Source organism: Mesorhizobium sp. J18, assembly GCF_007829525.1.
In the GTDB taxonomy this organism is placed as follows: Bacteria; Pseudomonadota; Alphaproteobacteria; order Rhizobiales; family Rhizobiaceae; genus VLJP01.
In genome coordinates this window covers 55,917-73,149 of record NZ_VLJP01000005.1, presented here as the reverse complement: position 1 = coordinate 73,149, position 17,233 = coordinate 55,917, and the positions used below count along the sequence as shown (strand labels likewise).

The 17,233-nt window shown below is 62.1% G+C and carries 17 protein-coding genes; 8 read left to right on the top strand and 9 right to left on the bottom strand.

Annotation, left to right across the window (positions count from 1 at the left end):
• Nucleotides 1–4 precede the first annotated feature (4 nt).
• The gene (locus tag L598_RS03265) at nucleotides 5–808 is read right to left on the bottom strand and encodes an IclR family transcriptional regulator C-terminal domain-containing protein (RefSeq protein ID WP_144860338.1); all 804 of its coding nucleotides are present in this window, start codon (nucleotides 806–808) and stop codon (nucleotides 5–7) included.
• A gap of 57 nt (nucleotides 809–865) precedes the next feature.
• On the opposite strand from L598_RS03265, the gene L598_RS03260 reads away from it, so the two are divergent.
• From L598_RS03260 to pcaF, 3 genes are read left to right on the top strand one after another with little or no spacing between them, the layout of a single operon-like run.
• Nucleotides 866–1,582, top strand: coding sequence for a 3-oxoacid CoA-transferase subunit A (locus tag L598_RS03260; protein ID WP_144860336.1), 717 nt, complete (start codon nucleotides 866–868; stop codon nucleotides 1,580–1,582).
• A complete protein-coding gene (locus L598_RS03255; RefSeq protein ID WP_144860334.1) occupies nucleotides 1,582–2,253 on the top strand; it encodes a 3-oxoacid CoA-transferase subunit B in 672 nt (223 codons plus the stop codon). Before L598_RS03260 ends, L598_RS03255 begins: the two co-directional genes overlap by 1 nt.
• A 2-nt stretch (nucleotides 2,254–2,255) precedes the next feature.
• Nucleotides 2,256–3,464 (top strand): 3-oxoadipyl-CoA thiolase, encoded by a 1,209-nt coding sequence (gene pcaF / locus L598_RS03250; protein ID WP_144860332.1) that lies wholly within the window; start codon nucleotides 2,256–2,258, stop codon nucleotides 3,462–3,464.
• 12 nt (nucleotides 3,465–3,476) lie between these two features.
• On the opposite strand, the gene L598_RS03245 is transcribed toward pcaF, so the two are convergent.
• From L598_RS03245 to L598_RS03235, 3 genes are all read right to left on the bottom strand, one after another.
• Nucleotides 3,477–3,884, bottom strand: coding sequence for a type II toxin-antitoxin system VapC family toxin (locus L598_RS03245; RefSeq protein WP_144860330.1), 408 nt, complete (start codon nucleotides 3,882–3,884; stop codon nucleotides 3,477–3,479).
• Nucleotides 3,881–4,138 (bottom strand): AbrB/MazE/SpoVT family DNA-binding domain-containing protein, encoded by a 258-nt coding sequence (locus L598_RS03240; RefSeq protein WP_144860328.1) that lies wholly within the window; start codon nucleotides 4,136–4,138, stop codon nucleotides 3,881–3,883. Before L598_RS03240 ends, L598_RS03245 begins: the two co-directional genes overlap by 4 nt.
• Before the next feature lie 63 nt (nucleotides 4,139–4,201).
• The gene (locus tag L598_RS03235; protein ID WP_144860326.1) at nucleotides 4,202–5,182 is read right to left on the bottom strand and encodes a GlxA family transcriptional regulator; all 981 of its coding nucleotides are present in this window, start codon (nucleotides 5,180–5,182) and stop codon (nucleotides 4,202–4,204) included.
• 71 nt (nucleotides 5,183–5,253) lie between these two features.
• Between L598_RS03235 and L598_RS03230 the strand changes: the two genes are divergently transcribed.
• From L598_RS03230 to L598_RS03210, 5 genes are read left to right on the top strand one after another with little or no spacing between them, the layout of a single operon-like run.
• On the top strand, nucleotides 5,254–6,159 hold the full coding sequence (locus tag L598_RS03230; RefSeq protein WP_144860324.1) for a 3-keto-5-aminohexanoate cleavage protein: 906 nt from the start codon (nucleotides 5,254–5,256) through the stop codon (nucleotides 6,157–6,159).
• A 4-nt stretch (nucleotides 6,160–6,163) separates the two neighbouring features.
• Nucleotides 6,164–7,174 (top strand): carnitine 3-dehydrogenase, encoded by a 1,011-nt coding sequence (locus tag L598_RS03225; protein ID WP_144860322.1) that lies wholly within the window; start codon nucleotides 6,164–6,166, stop codon nucleotides 7,172–7,174.
• Nucleotides 7,174–8,337 carry an acyl-CoA dehydrogenase family protein gene (locus tag L598_RS03220; RefSeq protein ID WP_144860320.1) on the top strand — a complete coding sequence of 388 codons (1,164 nt, stop codon included), beginning with the start codon at nucleotides 7,174–7,176 and terminating at the stop codon, nucleotides 8,335–8,337. The genes L598_RS03225 and L598_RS03220 overlap by 1 nt, the downstream gene beginning before the upstream one ends.
• A 2-nt stretch (nucleotides 8,338–8,339) precedes the next feature.
• On the top strand, nucleotides 8,340–10,541 hold the full coding sequence (locus L598_RS03215) for an acetate--CoA ligase family protein (protein ID WP_144860318.1): 2,202 nt from the start codon (nucleotides 8,340–8,342) through the stop codon (nucleotides 10,539–10,541).
• A complete protein-coding gene (locus tag L598_RS03210; RefSeq protein WP_144860316.1) occupies nucleotides 10,538–11,320 on the top strand; it encodes a carnitinyl-CoA dehydratase in 783 nt (260 codons plus the stop codon). Before L598_RS03215 ends, L598_RS03210 begins: the two co-directional genes overlap by 4 nt.
• Before the next feature lie 39 nt (nucleotides 11,321–11,359).
• Here L598_RS03210 and L598_RS03205 read toward each other — a convergent pair whose 3' ends face one another.
• From L598_RS03205 to L598_RS03185, 5 genes are all read right to left on the bottom strand, one after another.
• On the bottom strand, nucleotides 11,360–13,012 hold the full coding sequence (locus tag L598_RS03205; RefSeq protein ID WP_144860314.1) for an ABC transporter ATP-binding protein: 1,653 nt from the start codon (nucleotides 13,010–13,012) through the stop codon (nucleotides 11,360–11,362).
• Nucleotides 13,005–13,835, bottom strand: coding sequence for an ABC transporter permease (locus L598_RS03200; protein ID WP_144860312.1), 831 nt, complete (start codon nucleotides 13,833–13,835; stop codon nucleotides 13,005–13,007). The genes L598_RS03205 and L598_RS03200 overlap by 8 nt, the downstream gene beginning before the upstream one ends.
• A gap of 12 nt (nucleotides 13,836–13,847) precedes the next feature.
• On the bottom strand, nucleotides 13,848–14,810 hold the full coding sequence (locus tag L598_RS03195) for an ABC transporter permease (RefSeq protein WP_144860310.1): 963 nt from the start codon (nucleotides 14,808–14,810) through the stop codon (nucleotides 13,848–13,850).
• Between the two features lie 12 nt (nucleotides 14,811–14,822).
• On the bottom strand, nucleotides 14,823–16,415 hold the full coding sequence (locus L598_RS03190) for an ABC transporter substrate-binding protein (protein WP_144860308.1): 1,593 nt from the start codon (nucleotides 16,413–16,415) through the stop codon (nucleotides 14,823–14,825).
• A gap of 309 nt (nucleotides 16,416–16,724) precedes the next feature.
• Nucleotides 16,725–17,225 carry an ureidoglycolate lyase gene (locus L598_RS03185; RefSeq protein ID WP_144860306.1) on the bottom strand — a complete coding sequence of 167 codons (501 nt, stop codon included), beginning with the start codon at nucleotides 17,223–17,225 and terminating at the stop codon, nucleotides 16,725–16,727.
• Between the last annotated feature and the right edge of the window lie 8 nt (nucleotides 17,226–17,233).

The following is a 17,233-nucleotide window of genomic DNA, read 5'->3' as shown; positions in this document are numbered from 1 at the left end:
CCTCTTACTGGACGGCGAAGAAATCCTCGATACGCTCTGCCGCTGATTGCAGATGCGGCAGGATCACCTCCCGCATCTCGTCGCAGGTGAAACGCGCCGATTGCGTCGAAACATTGATCGCTGCGGCGATCCGCCCCGTGCGGTCGCGGATCGGGACGGCGATGGAACGCAATCCAAGCTCCAGTTCCTCGTCGGCGATCCCATAGCCGTTCTGCCGCGTCTCCATCACCTTCTCGCTGAGACGCCGAGGATCGGTGATCGTCTTGGGAGTGTTGGCGCGGATATCTGCCCGCCGGAAAAAGGCGTTGAGTTCCTCCTCCGGCATGTCCGACAACAGGACTCTGCCCATGGCGGTGCAATAGGCCGGCAGGCGTGTGCCGACATGAAGGGCGACGGAAACGATGCGCTGACCCGCTATGCGGGCCACATAGAGCACGTTCTCGCCGTCCAGCACCGCGGCCGAACAGGATTCGCCCAATCCGTCAGAAACCTCGCGCATGAAAGGCTCGGCATATGTCCACAATGATGCGCCTCCTAGGGAGGTCCGCGCCAGCGAGAGAAGCCGGGGTGAAAGCCTGAAACGGCGTCCGTCCTGGGTGGCATAGCCGCTGGCGACGAGAGTGAGAAGAAAACGGCGAGTTCCCGCGCGTGTCAGGCCGGCTCTCTCGGCGGTTTCTGTCAGAGTCAGCCCGGCCGGGTTCGTGGCCAGTATCTCCAGGACCGTCAGCCCGCGCTGGAGCGAGCCGACGATGTCGCGGCCGGTGTCTCCAGCGGTGTCGATCTGCGTTGACAGGTCGCGGTCAGTCATCTATCAAATATCGCATAGAAAACAAATGTTCGCAATGCGAACTTTATGGGGCCGGAAATGAACAAGATTTGCCCAAGCCTTGAGAAGGCGGTTGCCGATATTGAGGATGGCATGGTCGTCATGATCGGAGGCTTCGGCGGCGCGGGCGCACCGATAGAGCTCATTGACGCGCTCATTGGACGCTACAAAAAGACAGGCTCGCCCGGCTCGCTGACCGTGGTCAACAACAATGCGGGCAACGGCGCGGTCGGCATTGCCGCCATGATCTATGCGGGCATGGTCGCGAAGATGATCTGCTCCTTTCCGCGCTCGTCCGATCCCAAGGCCTTCACCGAGAAATATCTGGCCGGCGAGATCGAGCTTGAGCTCGTGCCCCAGGGAACGCTGGCCGAACGCATTCGCGCCGGCGGTGCCGGGATTCCGGCCTTCTATACCCCGACCAGCTATGGCACCCAGCTTGCCGAGGGCAAGCCGGTCGAGGAATTCGACGGCAAGCACTATGTGCGGGAGCGCTGGCTGAAGGCCGATGTGGCGCTCATCAAGGCGGAGCGGGCCGACCGCAAGGGCAATCTCACCTACAACAAGGCTGCGCGCAACTTCTCTCCGCTGATGGCGACTGCGGCGAAAACCACCATCGTCCAGGCGAGAAAGGTCGTCGAGCCTGGCGAGATCGATCCCGAGCATGTCGTGACACCGGGCATTTTCGTTGACCGCGTCGTGGAGGTGGCGGAGCCGAAACAGGAAGAAGCTCTGTTGCGCGAGGGGGCCAAGTGATGACTGCCAAGCTGACGAATGCGCAGATCGCATGGCGTGCCGCGCAGGACATTCCCGATGGCGCCTATGTCAATCTCGGCATCGGTTTTCCCGAGATGGTTGCCAAGTTCAAGCCCGAGGGCCGTGAGGTCATCTACCATACAGAGAATGGTATTCTTGATTTCGGGGAAGCCCCTCCCGCGGGCGAGGAAGATTGGGATCTGATCAATGCCGGCAAGAAGGCGGTCACGCTCAACCCGGGCGCTGCCTTCTTTCACCATGCAGACTCGTTCGCCATGGTCCGTGGCGGTCATCTCGATGTCGCGATACTCGGCGCTTACGAGGTTGCCCAGAATGGCGACCTTGCCAACTGGAGCACTGGCCCGAAATCCGTGCCAGCCGTCGGCGGTGCGATGGATCTTGTCCATGGAGCGAAGCGGGTCGCGGTCATCACCGACCACGTCACCAAGGACGGCCGCCCCAAGCTCGTCGAGGCATGCAGCCTGCCGCTGACCGGCGTCGGCTGTGTGACCACCGTCTATACCAGCCTTGCGGTCGTCGACATCGTGAACAAGCATTTCGTCCTGCGTGAGAAGCTGCCGGGCATGAGCCTCGACGAGTTGCAGGCACTGACTGGCGCAAAGCTTGTGGTCGATGGCGATGTGCAGGATCTTTTGGTTCCGGAGGTTTGAAAATGGCTGACGCCTTCATCTGCGACTATATCCGTACTCCGATCGGCCGCTTCGGTGGTGTGCTCTCCTCCGTCCGCACCGACGATCTCGGCGCCATTCCCATCAAGGCGCTGATGGAGCGCAATGCCGGTGTCGACTGGGCCGCGATCGATGATGTCGTTTACGGCTGCGCCAACCAGGCCGGCGAGGACAACCGCAACGTGGCGCGTATGGCGGCGTTGCTTGCCGGATTGCCGACCCATGTTCCAGGCTCGACGGTCAACCGTCTTTGCGGCTCCGGCATGGATGCCGTCACTATCGCAGCACGGGCCATCAAGGCCGGCGAAGCCGAGATCATGATCGCGGGCGGCGTGGAATCCATGAGCCGCGCCCCATTCGTGATGCCGAAGGCGGACACGGCCTTTTCGCGCAATGCGGAAATCTATGACACGACCATCGGCTGGCGTTTCGTCAACCCGCTGATGAAGAAGCAATACGGCATCGATTCCATGCCGGAGACCGGCGAGAATGTCGCCGAACAGTTCCAGGTCAGCCGCGCCGACCAGGATGCCTTCGCCGTGCGCAGCCAGAACAAGGCGGTCGCCGCACAGGAGAACGGGCGTCTCGCCCGCGAGATCATTCCCGTCACAATCCCGCAGCGCAAGGGCGACCCCATCGTTGTGGAGAAGGATGAGCATCCGCGCCCTGGTACGACTATCGAGGCTCTGGCCAAGCTGCCCACTCCCTTCAGGAAGGAAGGCGGCACGGTAACGGCGGGCAATGCTTCCGGCGTCAATGATGGTGCGGCCGCGCTCATTGTGGCCTCCGAGGATGCAGTGAAGAAATATGGATTGACGCCGATCGCTCGTATTATCGGGGGCGCGGTTGCCGGTGTGGAGCCACGCATCATGGGCATCGGCCCGGCGCCTGCGACGAAAAAGCTCTGCGCCCGTCTCGGTCTGCAGCCGGCTGACTTCGATGTCATCGAGCTCAACGAAGCTTTCGCCTCCCAAGGCATTGCCGTGCTCCGCGAACTCGGTATTCCCGAGGACGCGGAGCACGTGAACCCGAATGGGGGAGCGATCGCGCTTGGGCATCCTCTCGGCATGTCAGGCGCGCGCATCACGGGCACGGCTGCCCTGGAACTGAAGCAGCGAAGCGCAGCACGGGCCCTCGCCACCATGTGCATCGGCGTCGGTCAGGGGATCGCCATCGCGCTGGAGCGGGTTTAGGTTTTCCGCAGCTTATCCGATAGTCCAGTCCTCGACCCGCAGCCCCGGCAGGAAGCGGAAAGCGCGGTCGCTTGTGACAAGCGTGGCATCGGCCTCAAGCGCATGGGCGGCAATAAGCATGTCGAGGGGAGCGAGAGACCTGCCCAGCCGTTCCATCTCGGCGCGAGTAGAGGCATAGATATCTGCCGTGGAAGCTGACCACGGTACTATTTCTGCTTCGGCGAAAAGTGCCATGGTTGCCTTTGCGAGCTTCGTTGCGCCAGGCCTTCGCTTCAGCCCGTACCAGATCTCCGCATAGGAGATGCTCGAGATCAAAATACTACCGGACGGTTGCTCGGCTATCCGCTGCAGTGCGGCTGCTGATCGTCCCGATGTTGCATAGCTCACAGTGTTCGTGTCGAGAAGAAAGCGCCCGCTCATGCGAAGGGATCGCGGTCATGCGGTCTGCGGTCCCGCCACGGGAAACCTTCAGGGATATCCTCTGGTTTCAGTTCGCTGACTGCCTGGAGAAAGGCGTCCCATTTTCCGGTCCGCTGCGGCCGCGGTGAGAGGATCACCTCACCGGGATTCGGTCCGGGGCGGAATTCGACCTCCGTCCCTTCGAACCGGAACTCTGCCGGGATGCGTACAGCCTGGCTGCGGCCATTCATGAAGAGCTTGCCCACGGCGCCCATTCGTCACCTCATTGAAATGGTATATACCAAGGTATATACCACGCCACGGGCCATTTCAACACTTCACCCTTTCCGTATCTTGACCGGGGCCTTTCCGAAAGCATTCGAGAAAGCTCTGGAAAACGCGGCGGCAGAAGAAAATCCCGTCCGCGCGGCGATGTCTGCCATGGGAATCTGCGTATCGAGCACCAAGCGGCGGGCAGCACTCAGCCGCAGCCGCAGATAGTAGGCGCCGGGGGTTTCGCCAATCGCTTTGATAAAGCTCTTCTCCAGCGTACGTGCGGTTACGCCAGCGCGTCTGGCGATGGCCGAGACCGGCAAGGGCTGGTCGACATGGGTTTCCATGAGGCGGATCGCCTGCGCCACGCGCGGATCGTAGCCGTCGAGCCGGCCAAGCGAGACGAGGGGCTGGGCTTCGGTCGCCTCGCGCGCCTGGTCATAGATGAAGACGCTTGCCACATCGAGCGCGACGGCCATGCCGAGCCGGGTACGGACCAGATGGAGCATCAGGTCGAAGGTGGGCGATGCGCCACCCGTCGTGAAGACCGGTCCATCAATGACGTAGCGGTCCGGACGGACATCTGCGCCCGGAAAGGCGGCGGCGAAATCCTCCAGATCCTCCCAATGGGTGGTGGCCGCGCGCCCCTCCAGAAAACCGGCGCGCCCGAGAACCCACGCGCCGGCCTCGATGCCGCCGATGGCGCGGGCCGCGCGCGCCGTCCGCCGCAGGTCGGCGGTGAGGGTGGATGTCGCCTGCAAACGGCTGCCGAAACCGCCGATCACAATTACGGCGTCCGCTTTCAGGTCAGGCCGGAAAGCGCCGCCGACGCCGATCGGCAGGCCGCAGGTGGTCACAGGAGCCTTGCCATCGGTTGAGACGATCGTCCAGGTAAAGTTCTGCCTGCCAGTGACCCGGTTTGCCGCCCTCAGCGGATCAATGGCAGACGCCACACACATGATCGACGAGCCGGGCAGGACGAGAAAGACCAGATTCAACGCCATGCCGTCCGCGCGAAAGATCGTGTGGATTTCGTTTTTCATCAATTACACTTCGTAAAGTGTGCAGCATTCGTACGCAAGGGGCGCATGATCGGACATGACCGAGGAGGATGGAAATGAGCCTGTCACCCAGCCGCGAAGTCTTCATCACCTGCGCCGTGACAGGAGCGGGCGACACCACCGGACGCTCCGACAAGGTGCCGGTCACGCCGCGCCAGATTGCCGACGCAGCGATCGAGGCGGCGAATGCGGGCGCCGCGATCGCGCATATCCACGTGCGCAATCCCGAGACGGGCAAGGGCGCCCGTGATGTGGCGCTCTATGAAGAGGTCGTGAACCTCATCAAGCAATCCAATACAGACGTCATCATCAATCTGACTGCTGGCATGGGCGGCGACCTGACACTCGGCAGCGTCGAAAAACCCTTGCCGCCGTCGGATGCCGGCACGGACATGGCGGGCGCTTTGGAACGGCTCGCACATGTCGAGAAATTGCTGCCCGAAATCTGTACGCTCGATTGCGGCACGATGAATTTCGGTGAGGGCGATTATATCATGACCAACACACCGGCCATGCTAAAGGCGATGGCGGCCGGCATACAGAAGCTCGGCGTCAAGCCGGAGGTCGAGATATTCGACACCGGACATCTGGTGCTTGCCAAATGGCTCTACAACCAAGGGCTTCTGGATGATCCGGTCATGGTGCAGCTTTGCATGGGCATCCCTTGGGGCGCGCCGGACGACATCGCGACGCTGACAGCCTTGACGGCCAATCTCCCGACCGACTGGGTGTTCTCGACCTTTTCCATCGGCCGCAATCAGTTGCCCTATGCGGCCCTGGCCACGCTCGCCGGCGGCAATATCCGCATCGGGCTGGAAGACAATATCTGGCTCGACAAGGGTGTGTTGGCCACCAACGGCGCCTTGACGGAACGGGCGGTGAAGATCGCGGAAAGCATGGGCAGCCGGGTCCTGGGGCCGCAGGAGGTTCGCGAAAAGCTCAAGCTCACGAAGCGCTGGTGATCCGATGGCCGGGATAAGGAAAGCTGCCGCCATCGGTTGCGGTGTCATCGGGGCAGGGTGGATCGCCCGCATGGTGCTCAACGGTATCGACGTTGCAGTATTCGATCCGGATCCGGAAGCAGAGCGCAAGGTCGGCGAGGTGCTGGAAGGCGCCCGGCGCGCCTATCGCACCATGCTGCCGAAAGGATTGCCCACGGAAGGGCACATCATCTTCGCCAAAAAGGTTGCCGACGCGGTCGATGGTGCGGACTTGATCCAAGAGAGCGTGCCGGAACGGCTGGACCTGAAGCACAGGGTGCTCACCGAGATCGACGCGACGGCGCCGGTGACTGCGCTGATTGGTTCCTCCACCTCCGGCATCAAGCCGACGGAGATGCAGGCTAAGATGCAGCATCCTGAGCGGCTGGTCGTCGCCCACCCKTTCAATCCGGTTTACCTGCTGCCGCTTGTGGAGATTGTCGGCGGCGAGAAAACGAGCCCTGAAATGATCGCCRGGGCCCGCGAACTCTATGCCTCGATCGGCATGAAGCCGGTGGTGATCCGCAAGGAGATCGAGGCTTTCGTCGGCGACCGGCTGCTGGAGGCTTTATGGCGCGAGGCGCTCTGGCTGATCAATGATGATGTGACCACCGTCGAGGAACTGGACGATATCATCCGTTACTCCTTCGGCCTGCGTTGGGCACAGATGGGGCTCTTCCAGACCTATCGCATCGCCGGCGGCGAGGCAGGCATGCGCCACTTCATGGCCCAGTTCGGCCCTTGCCTCGCCTGGCCGTGGACCAAGCTCATGGACGTTCCCGAACTGACGGACGAGCTGGTCGACAAGATCGCGGCGCAATCCGACGAGCAGGCGGCGGGCCTCTCGATCCGCGAGCTTGAGCGCATCCGCGACGACAATCTCGTCGCCATCATGGAAGCCCTGTCGCGCCAGAATGGCGGCAAGGGTTGGGGCGCCGGCGCGCTCTACAAGGATTTCGCCGCTAGGCTTGCCGCGAAAGCGAAGGAGGGACGGTAATGGACTTTTCGCTGTCGGAGGAGCAGCGCCTCATTGTCGAAACGACGCGCGCTTTTGTGGAAAACGAACTTTTCCCGCACGAGGCGGAGGTCGAGCGGTCGGGACGGCTGCGCGACGATCTGAGGCTGGAATTGCAGAACAAGGCGATTGCAGCCGGCCTCTATGCCGCTAACATGCCCGTCGAATTCGGCGGAGCGGGGCTCGATACGCTGACCTGGCTGCTCTACGAGAAGGAGCTTGGACGTGCCAGCTATGCGCTGCACTGGAGCTGCGTCGCCCGGCCTTCCAACATCCTTCTGGTCGGCACCGAGGAGCAGCAGAAGAAATATCTATATCCTTGTATACGTGGGGAGAAGCGCGACTGCCTCGCCATGACCGAGCCGGAAGCCGGTTCCGACCTGCGCGGCATGAAGGCCACCGCGCGACAGGACGGTGACGATTGGGTGCTGAACGGCACCAAGCATTTCATCAGCCATGCCGATATGGCCGATTTCGCCATCGTCTTCATGGCTTCGGGCGAGGAGGAAGGGCCGCGTGGCGGGCGCAAGGCCATCACTGCGTTCTTCGTCGACAAGGGCACGCCAGGCTTCACCGTGCGAGATGGCTACCGCAACGTCTCGCACCGCGGCTACACCAATTCGATCCTCGAATTCGATGATTGCCGGCTGCCGGCGAGCCAGGTGCTCGGCGAGCCCCACAGGGGCATGGAGATCGCCAATCAATGGCTCGGGGCGACCCGCCTTCAGGTCGCCGCAACCTGCCTCGGCCGGGCTGAAAGGGCCCTCGACCATGCGGTTGAATGGGCAGTCTCGCGCCGGCAGTTCGGCCAGAATATCGGTCGCTTCCAGGGCATCTCCTTCAAGCTCGCCGACATGGCCATGGAACTGAAGGCCGCCGAGCTGATGGTGATGGAAGGCGGATGGAAATACGACCAGGGTATCGTCACCGATGCCGAGATGGCGATGGCCAAGCTCAAGGCGACGGAAGTGCTTGCCTTCATCGCCGACGAGGCGATCCAGATTCATGGCGGCATGGGACTGATGGAAGAACTTCCTCTGGAGCGCATCTGGCGCGACGCACGGGTGGAGCGCATCTGGGAGGGCACGTCCGAAATCCAGCGGCATATCATCTCGAGGGCGCTGCTGCGGCCACTGGGAGGGTGAGCGTGCGCCAGTTCGAACGCCTCCTGCGTCCGAAATCGATCGCCGTCTTTGGCGGCACGCAGGCCAGAGCGGTCGTGGAGCAGTCACGAAAAATGGGCTTCGCCGGCGAAATCTGGCCGGTCCATCCGGCTAAGGGCGAAATTGCCGGCCTGAGGGCATATCGCTCCGTTGCCGATCTCCCTCGGTCACCCGATGCCGCCTTTGTCGGTGTCAACCGCCACGCGACGATCGAAATTGTGCGCGAGCTTTCGGCACACGGGGCTGGCGGCGCGGTGTGCTTCGCATCCGGCTTCCGGGAAGCAGGCGACGATGCAGAAGGTGAGGCGCTGCAGCGTCAACTGGTCGAAGCCGCAGGCCAGATGCCGATCATCGGGCCGAATTGCTACGGTCTCATCAACTATGCCGATGGGGCGCTGCTTTGGCCCGACCAGCATGGCGGCAAGCGGCTGGCGGCAGGCGAGCGCGGCGTCGCCATCATCACGCAATCCTCCAACATCGCCATCAACATGACGATGCAGAAGCGCGGTCTGCCGATCGCCTATCTGATGACGGCCGGTAACCAGGCGCAGACGGGATTGTCCGAGATCGCGCTGGGGCTGATCGAGGATGAGCGTGTCTCGGTGCTCGGCCTGCATATCGAGGGCTTCGATTCCGCCGCCGGCTTTGAAAGGCTGGCGGCTCGGGCGCGGGAATTGAGGAAACCTGTCGTTGCTATGAAGATCGGGCGCTCCGAACAGGCGCGCGCGGCCGCAATCTCGCATACTGCTTCGCTTGCCGGCACGGCTGCGGCGTCCGACGTCTTCCTGAAACGGCTCGGCATCAGCCGCGTTCATTCGATTCCCGTTTTTCTGGAGACACTAAAGCTTCTTCATGCGGTCGGGCCGCTTCCGGGTTTTCGCTTGTCTTCCGTGAGTTGCTCCGGCGGCGAGGCCGCTGTCATGGCTGACAGTGCGGAAGGCAGGCGCATCCGGTTTCCGACTCTCGACGAGTCGCATAGCCTGTGCGTGAAGGAAACGCTCGGGCCTCTGGTCGCGATCGCCAACCCGCTCGACTATCACACCTTCATCTGGAACGACGAGGCAGCGATGACGGCGACGTTCTCCGCATTCGTTTCGGGCGGCTTCGATCTCAACCTTCTGGTGCTTGATTTCCCGCGCGCCGATCGCTGTTCCGATGCGGACTGGTGGCCGGCGCTGCGCGCCTTCAAGACGGCGCTAAAGGCCAACGGCGCCCATGGCGCGGTCGTGGCCTCGATGCCGGAGAATATGCCGGAAGCCTATGCGTCCGTCCTGCTGGCAGATGGCATGGTGCCGCTCTGTGGTATCGAAGAGGCGCTGGCGGCGGCCGAAGCTGCGGCCGTGATTGGGGAGATGTGGAAGAGACCCACGTCCGCCTCTATTCGAGCGGACGTTGCCGAGGAAACCCCACTCCGTCTCGGGCTTAGCCCGAGCCACCTCTCCCCCGTGTCATGGGGGAAAGGAAATGCCGGCCGCGATGACGGCTGCTCTTCTTCTCCCCCGCTGATCGGGGGAGGGGTGCCGAGCGTAAGCGAGGCGGACAGGGGGGCGAATTTCTTGGACGAAGCCGCCGCCAAGGCCATGTTGGCCGCTGCCGGTCTGCCCGTGCCGAAAGGCCGGCGCGCCACAACGGTGGCAGAGGCCGCAGCGGCCGCCGCAGAGATTGGTTTCCCGGTAGCGTTGAAGGCGCTCGGTCTCCCCCACAAGAGCGAGCACGGAGCCGTGCGGCTCAACCTGCGCGACTCCGAGGCGGTGAAGGCGGCAGCCGAGAGCCTGCTTCCGCTCGGTTCAGGCCTTTATGTCGAGCGTATGGTGGCGGGCGGTGCCGCCGAACTGATCGTCGGCGTCAGGCACGATTCTGTGTTCGGACCGGTGATGACTGTCGGTTTCGGCGGCGTGCTGGTCGAACTCCTACAGGACAGCGCGACGCTGCTTTTGCCGGCGAGCCGCGAGGAAATCGATGAAGCCTTGCGCGGCCTGAAGCTGTTTCCACTGCTCGACGGTTATCGCGGGCGGGCGAAGGCCGATCTCTCATCCGCGGTCGAGGCGATTGGGGAAATTGGGCAGTTTGCGCGGATACATGCCAGCGAGATCGCCGAGATGGATATCAATCCGCTGATTGTCTGCGCCGAAAGACAAGGCGCCTGGATCGCGGATGCGCTGGTGGTTCGAAGGAGTGAAGAATGACTGAAGTGATCACTACCCGCCGGGAAGGCGCAATCCTCGAGGTCACGCTCGACAGGCCGAAGGCCAACGCCATTGATCTCGCCACCTCACGGCTGATGGGTGAGACATTCAAGGCGTTTCGCGATGATCCCGGTCTGCGCGTGGGAATTGTGAAAACAGCGGGCGACAAGTTCTTCTCCGCCGGCTGGGACCTGAAGGCGGCGGCCGCGGGCGATGCAGTGGACGGCGACTACGGAGTCGGTGGCTTCGGCGGATTGCAGGAACTCATCGACATGAACAAGCCTGTAATAGCATGCGTCAACGGCATGGCGGTCGGCGGCGGCTTCGAACTCGCGCTTTCCTGCGACCTGATCTATGCCGCAGAGCATTCCCGCTTCGCGCTGCCGGAAATTCGCGCCGGCACGCTTGCCGATGCCGCCACGGTAAAGCTGCCGAAACGCATGCCCTATCATGTTGCCATGGAGCTGTTGCTGACCGGTCGCTGGATGGATGCGGCGGAGGCGCATCGCTGGGGTCTCGTCAATGAAGTCCTGCCCAAGGAGAAGCTGGAAGACCGCGTCTGGGAGATCGCCCGCCTGCTTGCCGGCGGGCCGCCGCTCGTCTTCGCGGCGGTCAAGGAAGTGGCGCGCGAGGCCGAGGCGATGAACTTTCAGGAAGCGATGAACTGGATCACCAAGCGCAAGTTCCGCACGGTCGACCGGCTCTATGTCTCGGAAGACAATCTCGAAGGCTTTCGTGCCTTTGCCGAAAAGCGCGATCCGGTATGGAAGGGGCGCTGAGATTGCCGATTATTCGAAAGCGGCCAGGAAGCCCAGCTCTCAATTCCCCGCCGCTTCCATCCTTCGGCCGGCAATGGCCTTTTCCAGCCAGCCGACTTCCATTTCCGGCACGGAGGACAGGAGAAGTTCGGTATAGTCGTCGTAAGGCGGCGTCAGCACTTCCGTCTTCGTGCCATAGCGCACCACCTTTCCCTGATACATGACCGCTATGGAATCGGCGATCGCGCGTACGGTTGCAAGGTCGTGGGTGATGAAGAGATAGGCCACGTCTTCCCGCTTCTGCAGGTCGAGCAGCAGCTTCAGAATGCCGTCGGCCACCAGCGGGTCGAGCGCACTCGTCACCTCGTCGCAGATGATCAGCTTCGGCTTGGCGGCAAGCGCCCGTGCGATGCAAACACGCTGCTTCTGGCCGCCGGAGAGTTCGGCTGGATAGCGATCGGCAAAACCCTTTCCCATCTCGATTTCTTCAAGCAGTTCCGCCACGCGCCGATCGCGCTCCGCGCCGCGCATGCCGAAATAGAATTCAAGCGGCCGGCCGATGATGGTCTTGACCGTCTGGCGCGGGTTCATTGCCACATCCGCCATCTGGTAGATCATCTGCAATTCGCGGAGATCGTCCTTGGTGCGATTTGCCAGTCTCGGAGGCAGAGGCCTGCCCTCGAAGCTGACCGTTCCTTCGAGGGGCGGCAACAGGCCGGTGATGACCCTCGCCAGGGTCGATTTGCCAGAGCCGGATTCGCCGACCACCGCCAGCGTCTGGCCAGGGAAGATATCGACGGAAACGTCCTGCAGAACCCTCACGACCCCGCCGCCGTAAGCGGCAGTCACGTCCTCCACCCGCAGGATCGGCTGTGTGGCCGGCTTCTTCTCCTCGTGCTCGATGGAGCGCACGGAGACAAGTGCCTTCGTATAGTCCTTGCGCGGTGCCTCGATGATCTGCCGGGTCTCGCCATGCTCGATCATCTTGCCATGGCGCAGAACCATGATCTCGTCGGAAACCTGTGCGACGACCGCCAGATCATGGGTGATATAGAGTGCGGCGACATGGGTGTCGGCGATGGCGTCCTTGATCGCCGCCAGCACGTCGATCTGGGTTGTCACGTCGAGCGCCGTGGTCGGTTCGTCGAAGACGATGAGATCGGGTTTGGAACACAAGGCCATTGCCGTCATGACGCGCTGCAACTGCCCGCCGGAGACCTGATGCGGATAGCGCTTGCCTATGGTTTCCGGATTGGGCAGGCTGAGCTTGCGGAAGAGCTCCACCGCGCGCGCCTCGGCCTCTCGTCGATTGGCGGTGCCGTGCCTCAGCGCGGCCTCGACCACCTGGTCCATCAGCTTGTGTGCCGGATTGAAGGCAGCGGCAGCCGATTGGGCGACATAGCAAACTTCGCTGCCGCGCAGTTTCCGCAAGCCCCGCGGGCCGAGCTTCCTGATGTCGCGGCCATTCACGATGATCTCGCCGCCGGTGATGCGGACGCCGCCGCGGCCGTAGCCCATGGACGACAATCCGATGGTGGATTTGCCGGCGCCGGACTCGCCTATGAGGCCCAGTACCCGGCCCTTGGCAAGCTTGAACGAGATGCCGTCAACGATCACGACATCGCGCGGGTCCTCTCCGGGCGCATAAACGGTTGCCTCGATGCGAAGATCGCGGATGTCGAGGAGCGTTTCGGTTCCGCCGGCGTCAGGCATTGCCGCGGCCTCCCTTGAGATCGCTGGTGCGGTTCAGGACCCAGTCGGCCACGAGATTGACCGAGATGGAAAGCGCGGCGATGGCGCCAGCGGGTATCAGTGCGGCGGGAATGCCGAAGACGATGCCTTCCTTGTTTTCCCTCACCATGCCGCCCCAGTCCGATTCCGGCGGCTGCACACCGAGCCCGAGGAAGGACAGGGCGGAAAGGAAAAGCACGGCGAAGATGAAGCGCAGGCCGAGTTCGGCCACCAGCGGCGACAGCGCATTCGGCAGGATCTCGCGGAAGATGATCCATGCGCGGCCTTCGCCCCGCAGCTTGGCCGCTTCCACGAAGTCCATGACATTGATGTCGACGGCCACGGCGCGCGCCAGGCGATAGACGCGCGTGGAATCAAGGATGCCCATGACGAGGATGAGCGTCAAAGTGGAAGAGGGCAGAACCGAAAGCACGACAAGGCCGAAGATCAGCGTCGGGATGGACATCAGAAGATCGACCAGACGCGACATGATGGTGTCGAACCAGCCGCCGACGACTGCAGCCGTGAAGCCGAGCACGGAGCCGAGGATGAAGGAGAGGGCCGTGGCGAGCGCGGCGATGAAGATGGTGATCCGGCCGCCGTAGATCATGCGGGTGAGCAAATCGCGGCCGAGATTGTCGGTGCCGAGCCAATGCTCTGATGTTGCCGGCTCCCATACGCCGCCGACGATCTGGCCGATGCCGTAGGGCGCGATCAGGGGCGCGAGGATCGCGGAAAGGACAAGCAGTGTCGTGATGATCAGACCAAGGAGCGCGCCGATCGGGATCTGTCTGATATCAAGCATTCGCCGCGCCTCTCATCTCGGATTCCTGAGACGCGGATTGGCGAGGATCGCCACGATATCGGCAATCATGTTCAGCCCAATATAGACGGCAGCGAATATGAGACCGACCGCCTGGACAACCGGCACGTCACGCTTGGTGACATGATCGACAAGATACTGGCCTAGACCCGGATAGACGAAGATCACCTCGATGACCACGACGCCTACGACCAGATAAGCGAGGTTCAGCATCACGACATTGACGATGGGGGCAACGGCATTCGGAAAAGCGTGGCGGCGAATGATCTGGAAGGGTGACAGGCCCTTGAGCTCGGCGGTCTCGATATAGGCGGACTGCATGACGTTGAGAATCGCGGCGCGTGTCATGCGCATCATATGCGCCAGCACGACGAAGGTGAGCGCGGTTGCAGGCAGCGCGACCGCCCTGAGCTTTTCAACGAAGCTCATCGTGTCATAGACGGTCGAGACGCTCGGGAACCATTGCAGCTTCACGGCGAAGAAAAGCATCAGCACATAGCCGATGAAGAATTCCGGCAACGAGGTCGAGGCCAGTGCCAGACCGGAGATGATCTTGTCTATGGCGCCATTGCGGTAGCGCACCGCGAGCAGGCCGAGCAGGATCGCCAGCGGAACAGAGACGATTGCTGCAATCGCCGCGAGGAAGAGGGTATTGCCCAGCCTGTCCTCGAGCGAGGATGCTATGTCGCGGCCGTTGGAGAGAGCGGTGCCGAGATCGCCGGTCAGCACACCGCCGAGCCAGCGGAAATAGCGTACGATGGCGGGATCGTTTAGCCCGAGCTCCTCGCGCAGATTGGCGAGTGCCTGCGGCGTGGCGGCCTGTCCCAGGATCGATTGTGCAACGTCACCCGGCAGGATCTGGGTGCCGGCGAAGATCAGCGCCGACACGGCGAAGAGGAGAAGAACGCCCATCGCAATGCGCTGGGCAATAAGTATCAGGATTCGGGAACTCCCCATCCGACCGTCCGATCAGGCTTGATCCAGCCAGACGCGGATCGCCGCCCTTAGATTGGAGGTTTCGTGGTTCGGGTCCTTGACCCATCCTTTAACCTCCTCGCGATGAGCGTCGAGGAAGTCGTTGAACATCGGCAGGATCAGGCCGCCATCGTCGCGGACCATCGTCGCAGCTTCGCGGTAGAGTTCCGCGCGTTTGGCATCATCGAGCTCGGCGCGCGCCTCGAGAATGATCTTGTCGAAGCCTTCATTGAAGAAGCGCGTGTCGTTCCAGTCCGCATCGGTGATGTAGGCTGTCGAATACATGGAATCCTGCGTCGGTCTGCCACCCCAGTAGGAGGCGCAGAAGGGCTGCTTGTTCCACACCTCGGTCCAGTAGCCGTCGCCTGGCTCGCGCTGTACGTCGATCTGGATGCCCGCGGCCTGTGCCTGCTGCTGGAAAAGTTGCGCAGCATCGACGGCGCCGGGAAAAGCGACCTCCGATGTGCGCAGCAGGATCGGGCCGGAATGGCCGGATTTCTTGTAGTGGAAGGCGGCCTTTTCAGGATCATAGGCGCGCTGCTCGATGCCTTCGGGGAAGAGCGCGTAGGACTGGTTGATCGGGAAATCATTACCGAGTGAGGCATGACCGAGCAGGATCTGGTCGATCATCTGCTGGCGATCAACGGCATATTTCAGCGCCATGCGAAGGTCCGCATTGTCGAAGGGCGCGGTATTGCAATGCATGATGAAGACATAGTGCCCCTTGGACGGCACGGCTTCGATCACTACGCCTTGCACCCGCTCCAGGAGCGAAACCGTTTTCGGCTCGACACGGTTGATGATGTGCACCTGGCCCGACTGCAGCGCCGACATGCGGGCGGTGTTGTCGTTCATGACAATCACCTCGACGGAATCGACATGGCCGACATCGTCGCGCCAGTAGCCGTCATATTTCACCGACATGTGGCGCACGCCGGGTTCGTTCACCTCAACCTTGTATGGGCCTGTCCCGATTCCTTCATCCGGCTTGTCGCGCCCGCCATTGGGCTGGATGACCAGGTGATAGTCGGTCAGCAGCAGCGGCAGGTCGGCATTGCCGCGCTTCAGCTTGAAGACGACATAGTCACCGTCGGTCGTTACCGTATCGATATCGCCCAGAACGCCGAGAGCGGCCGACTTGGTTGCTTCGTCTGCGTGGCGGGTGATCGTCTGCACGACGTCGTCCGGCGTCAGGTCCTTGCCATTGTGGAAGGTAATGCCCTTGCGAATCTTGAAATGCCATTCGGCGGCATCGTCAGAAGCTTCCCAGGATTCGGCCAGTACCGGCTGCGGCGAACCGTCTTCCGGCGACTGCACCACCAGGAGTTCGCCCCAGGTCGAGCCGAAATTCTGTGGTACCTGCGTCAGCCACAAGGCAGGGTCGAGGCTGTTGGTCGATTCGCCGCCAACTAGTCCCATCTTCAGCGCGCCGCCCTTCTTCGGCGTCTGGGCGCCGGCGGTATTGGCAAGAATCATATTGGCGAAGGGAGCGGCAACACCAAGCGCTGCCGCGCGGCCGAGAAAATCCCGGCGGCTCATTTTGCCGGCCACGACGCGTCGGCCGAGATAAGCAAGTTCGTCTGACATGAAGACTGCTCCCATTCTTCCGCGGTGAGCCGCGTGATCTTTTCCCATGTCGATTATTCAGCAGCTTAACATTCACGGCAAGTCCGATAGCGCTACGAGCCTGCTCCGTTAGCGACATTTGCTTGTCGGAAACGTACAATTGGATGATTTGAAAAAGACCCGGATCATCCATTTGCCGGATGCAAGACATGTGTTTCGCGGGTGCCGGGACGGTGAGCGGCGCGTGCGATACCGTCAATCTCGGCCGGCCGTCCGAAAAGTTGTGGAAGGCTGTGCCGGCCGCGCACAAAAGCCGGAAAATCCGGCTCCTTACGGCATATCCCCAAGCCGTATGCTGAAGGGCTCTGGAAAGAAGAACTCTTCGACATTGTTGCCGTCGCCACCGCGATCGACAACAAGGAAATCCTGCGTCTCTCCAATCGGCGTAAGCACGGCGTGCCATGTGTTGCGGGCATAATTCACGCCTTGCCCGAGCTTCGTCAGAAAGGCATGCGGCAGGCCAGGGCGGCCGTCTTCGTCCGGACAGACCACGACGAGAAATGGGCGCGGCGATAGTGGCATGAAGGCCTGGCTGCCGAAAGGATGACGCTCCACCATTTCGAGCCTCAACGGGAAATCATAGGGCTCGCCGCGAAATATGCTGACCAGCACACGCGCATTGGGTCCGGTCGCTTCCACTTTTGCGAGATCGTGGAAGCGCCGTGTCTTACCGTTGTTGATCAGGAAGCTTTGCGCGCCTTCCGTCTCGATCACATCGCCGAAAGGGGCGAAGGCATCGCGGGTGAGGGGGCGGGCAACGATCACATTCATGCGGCGCC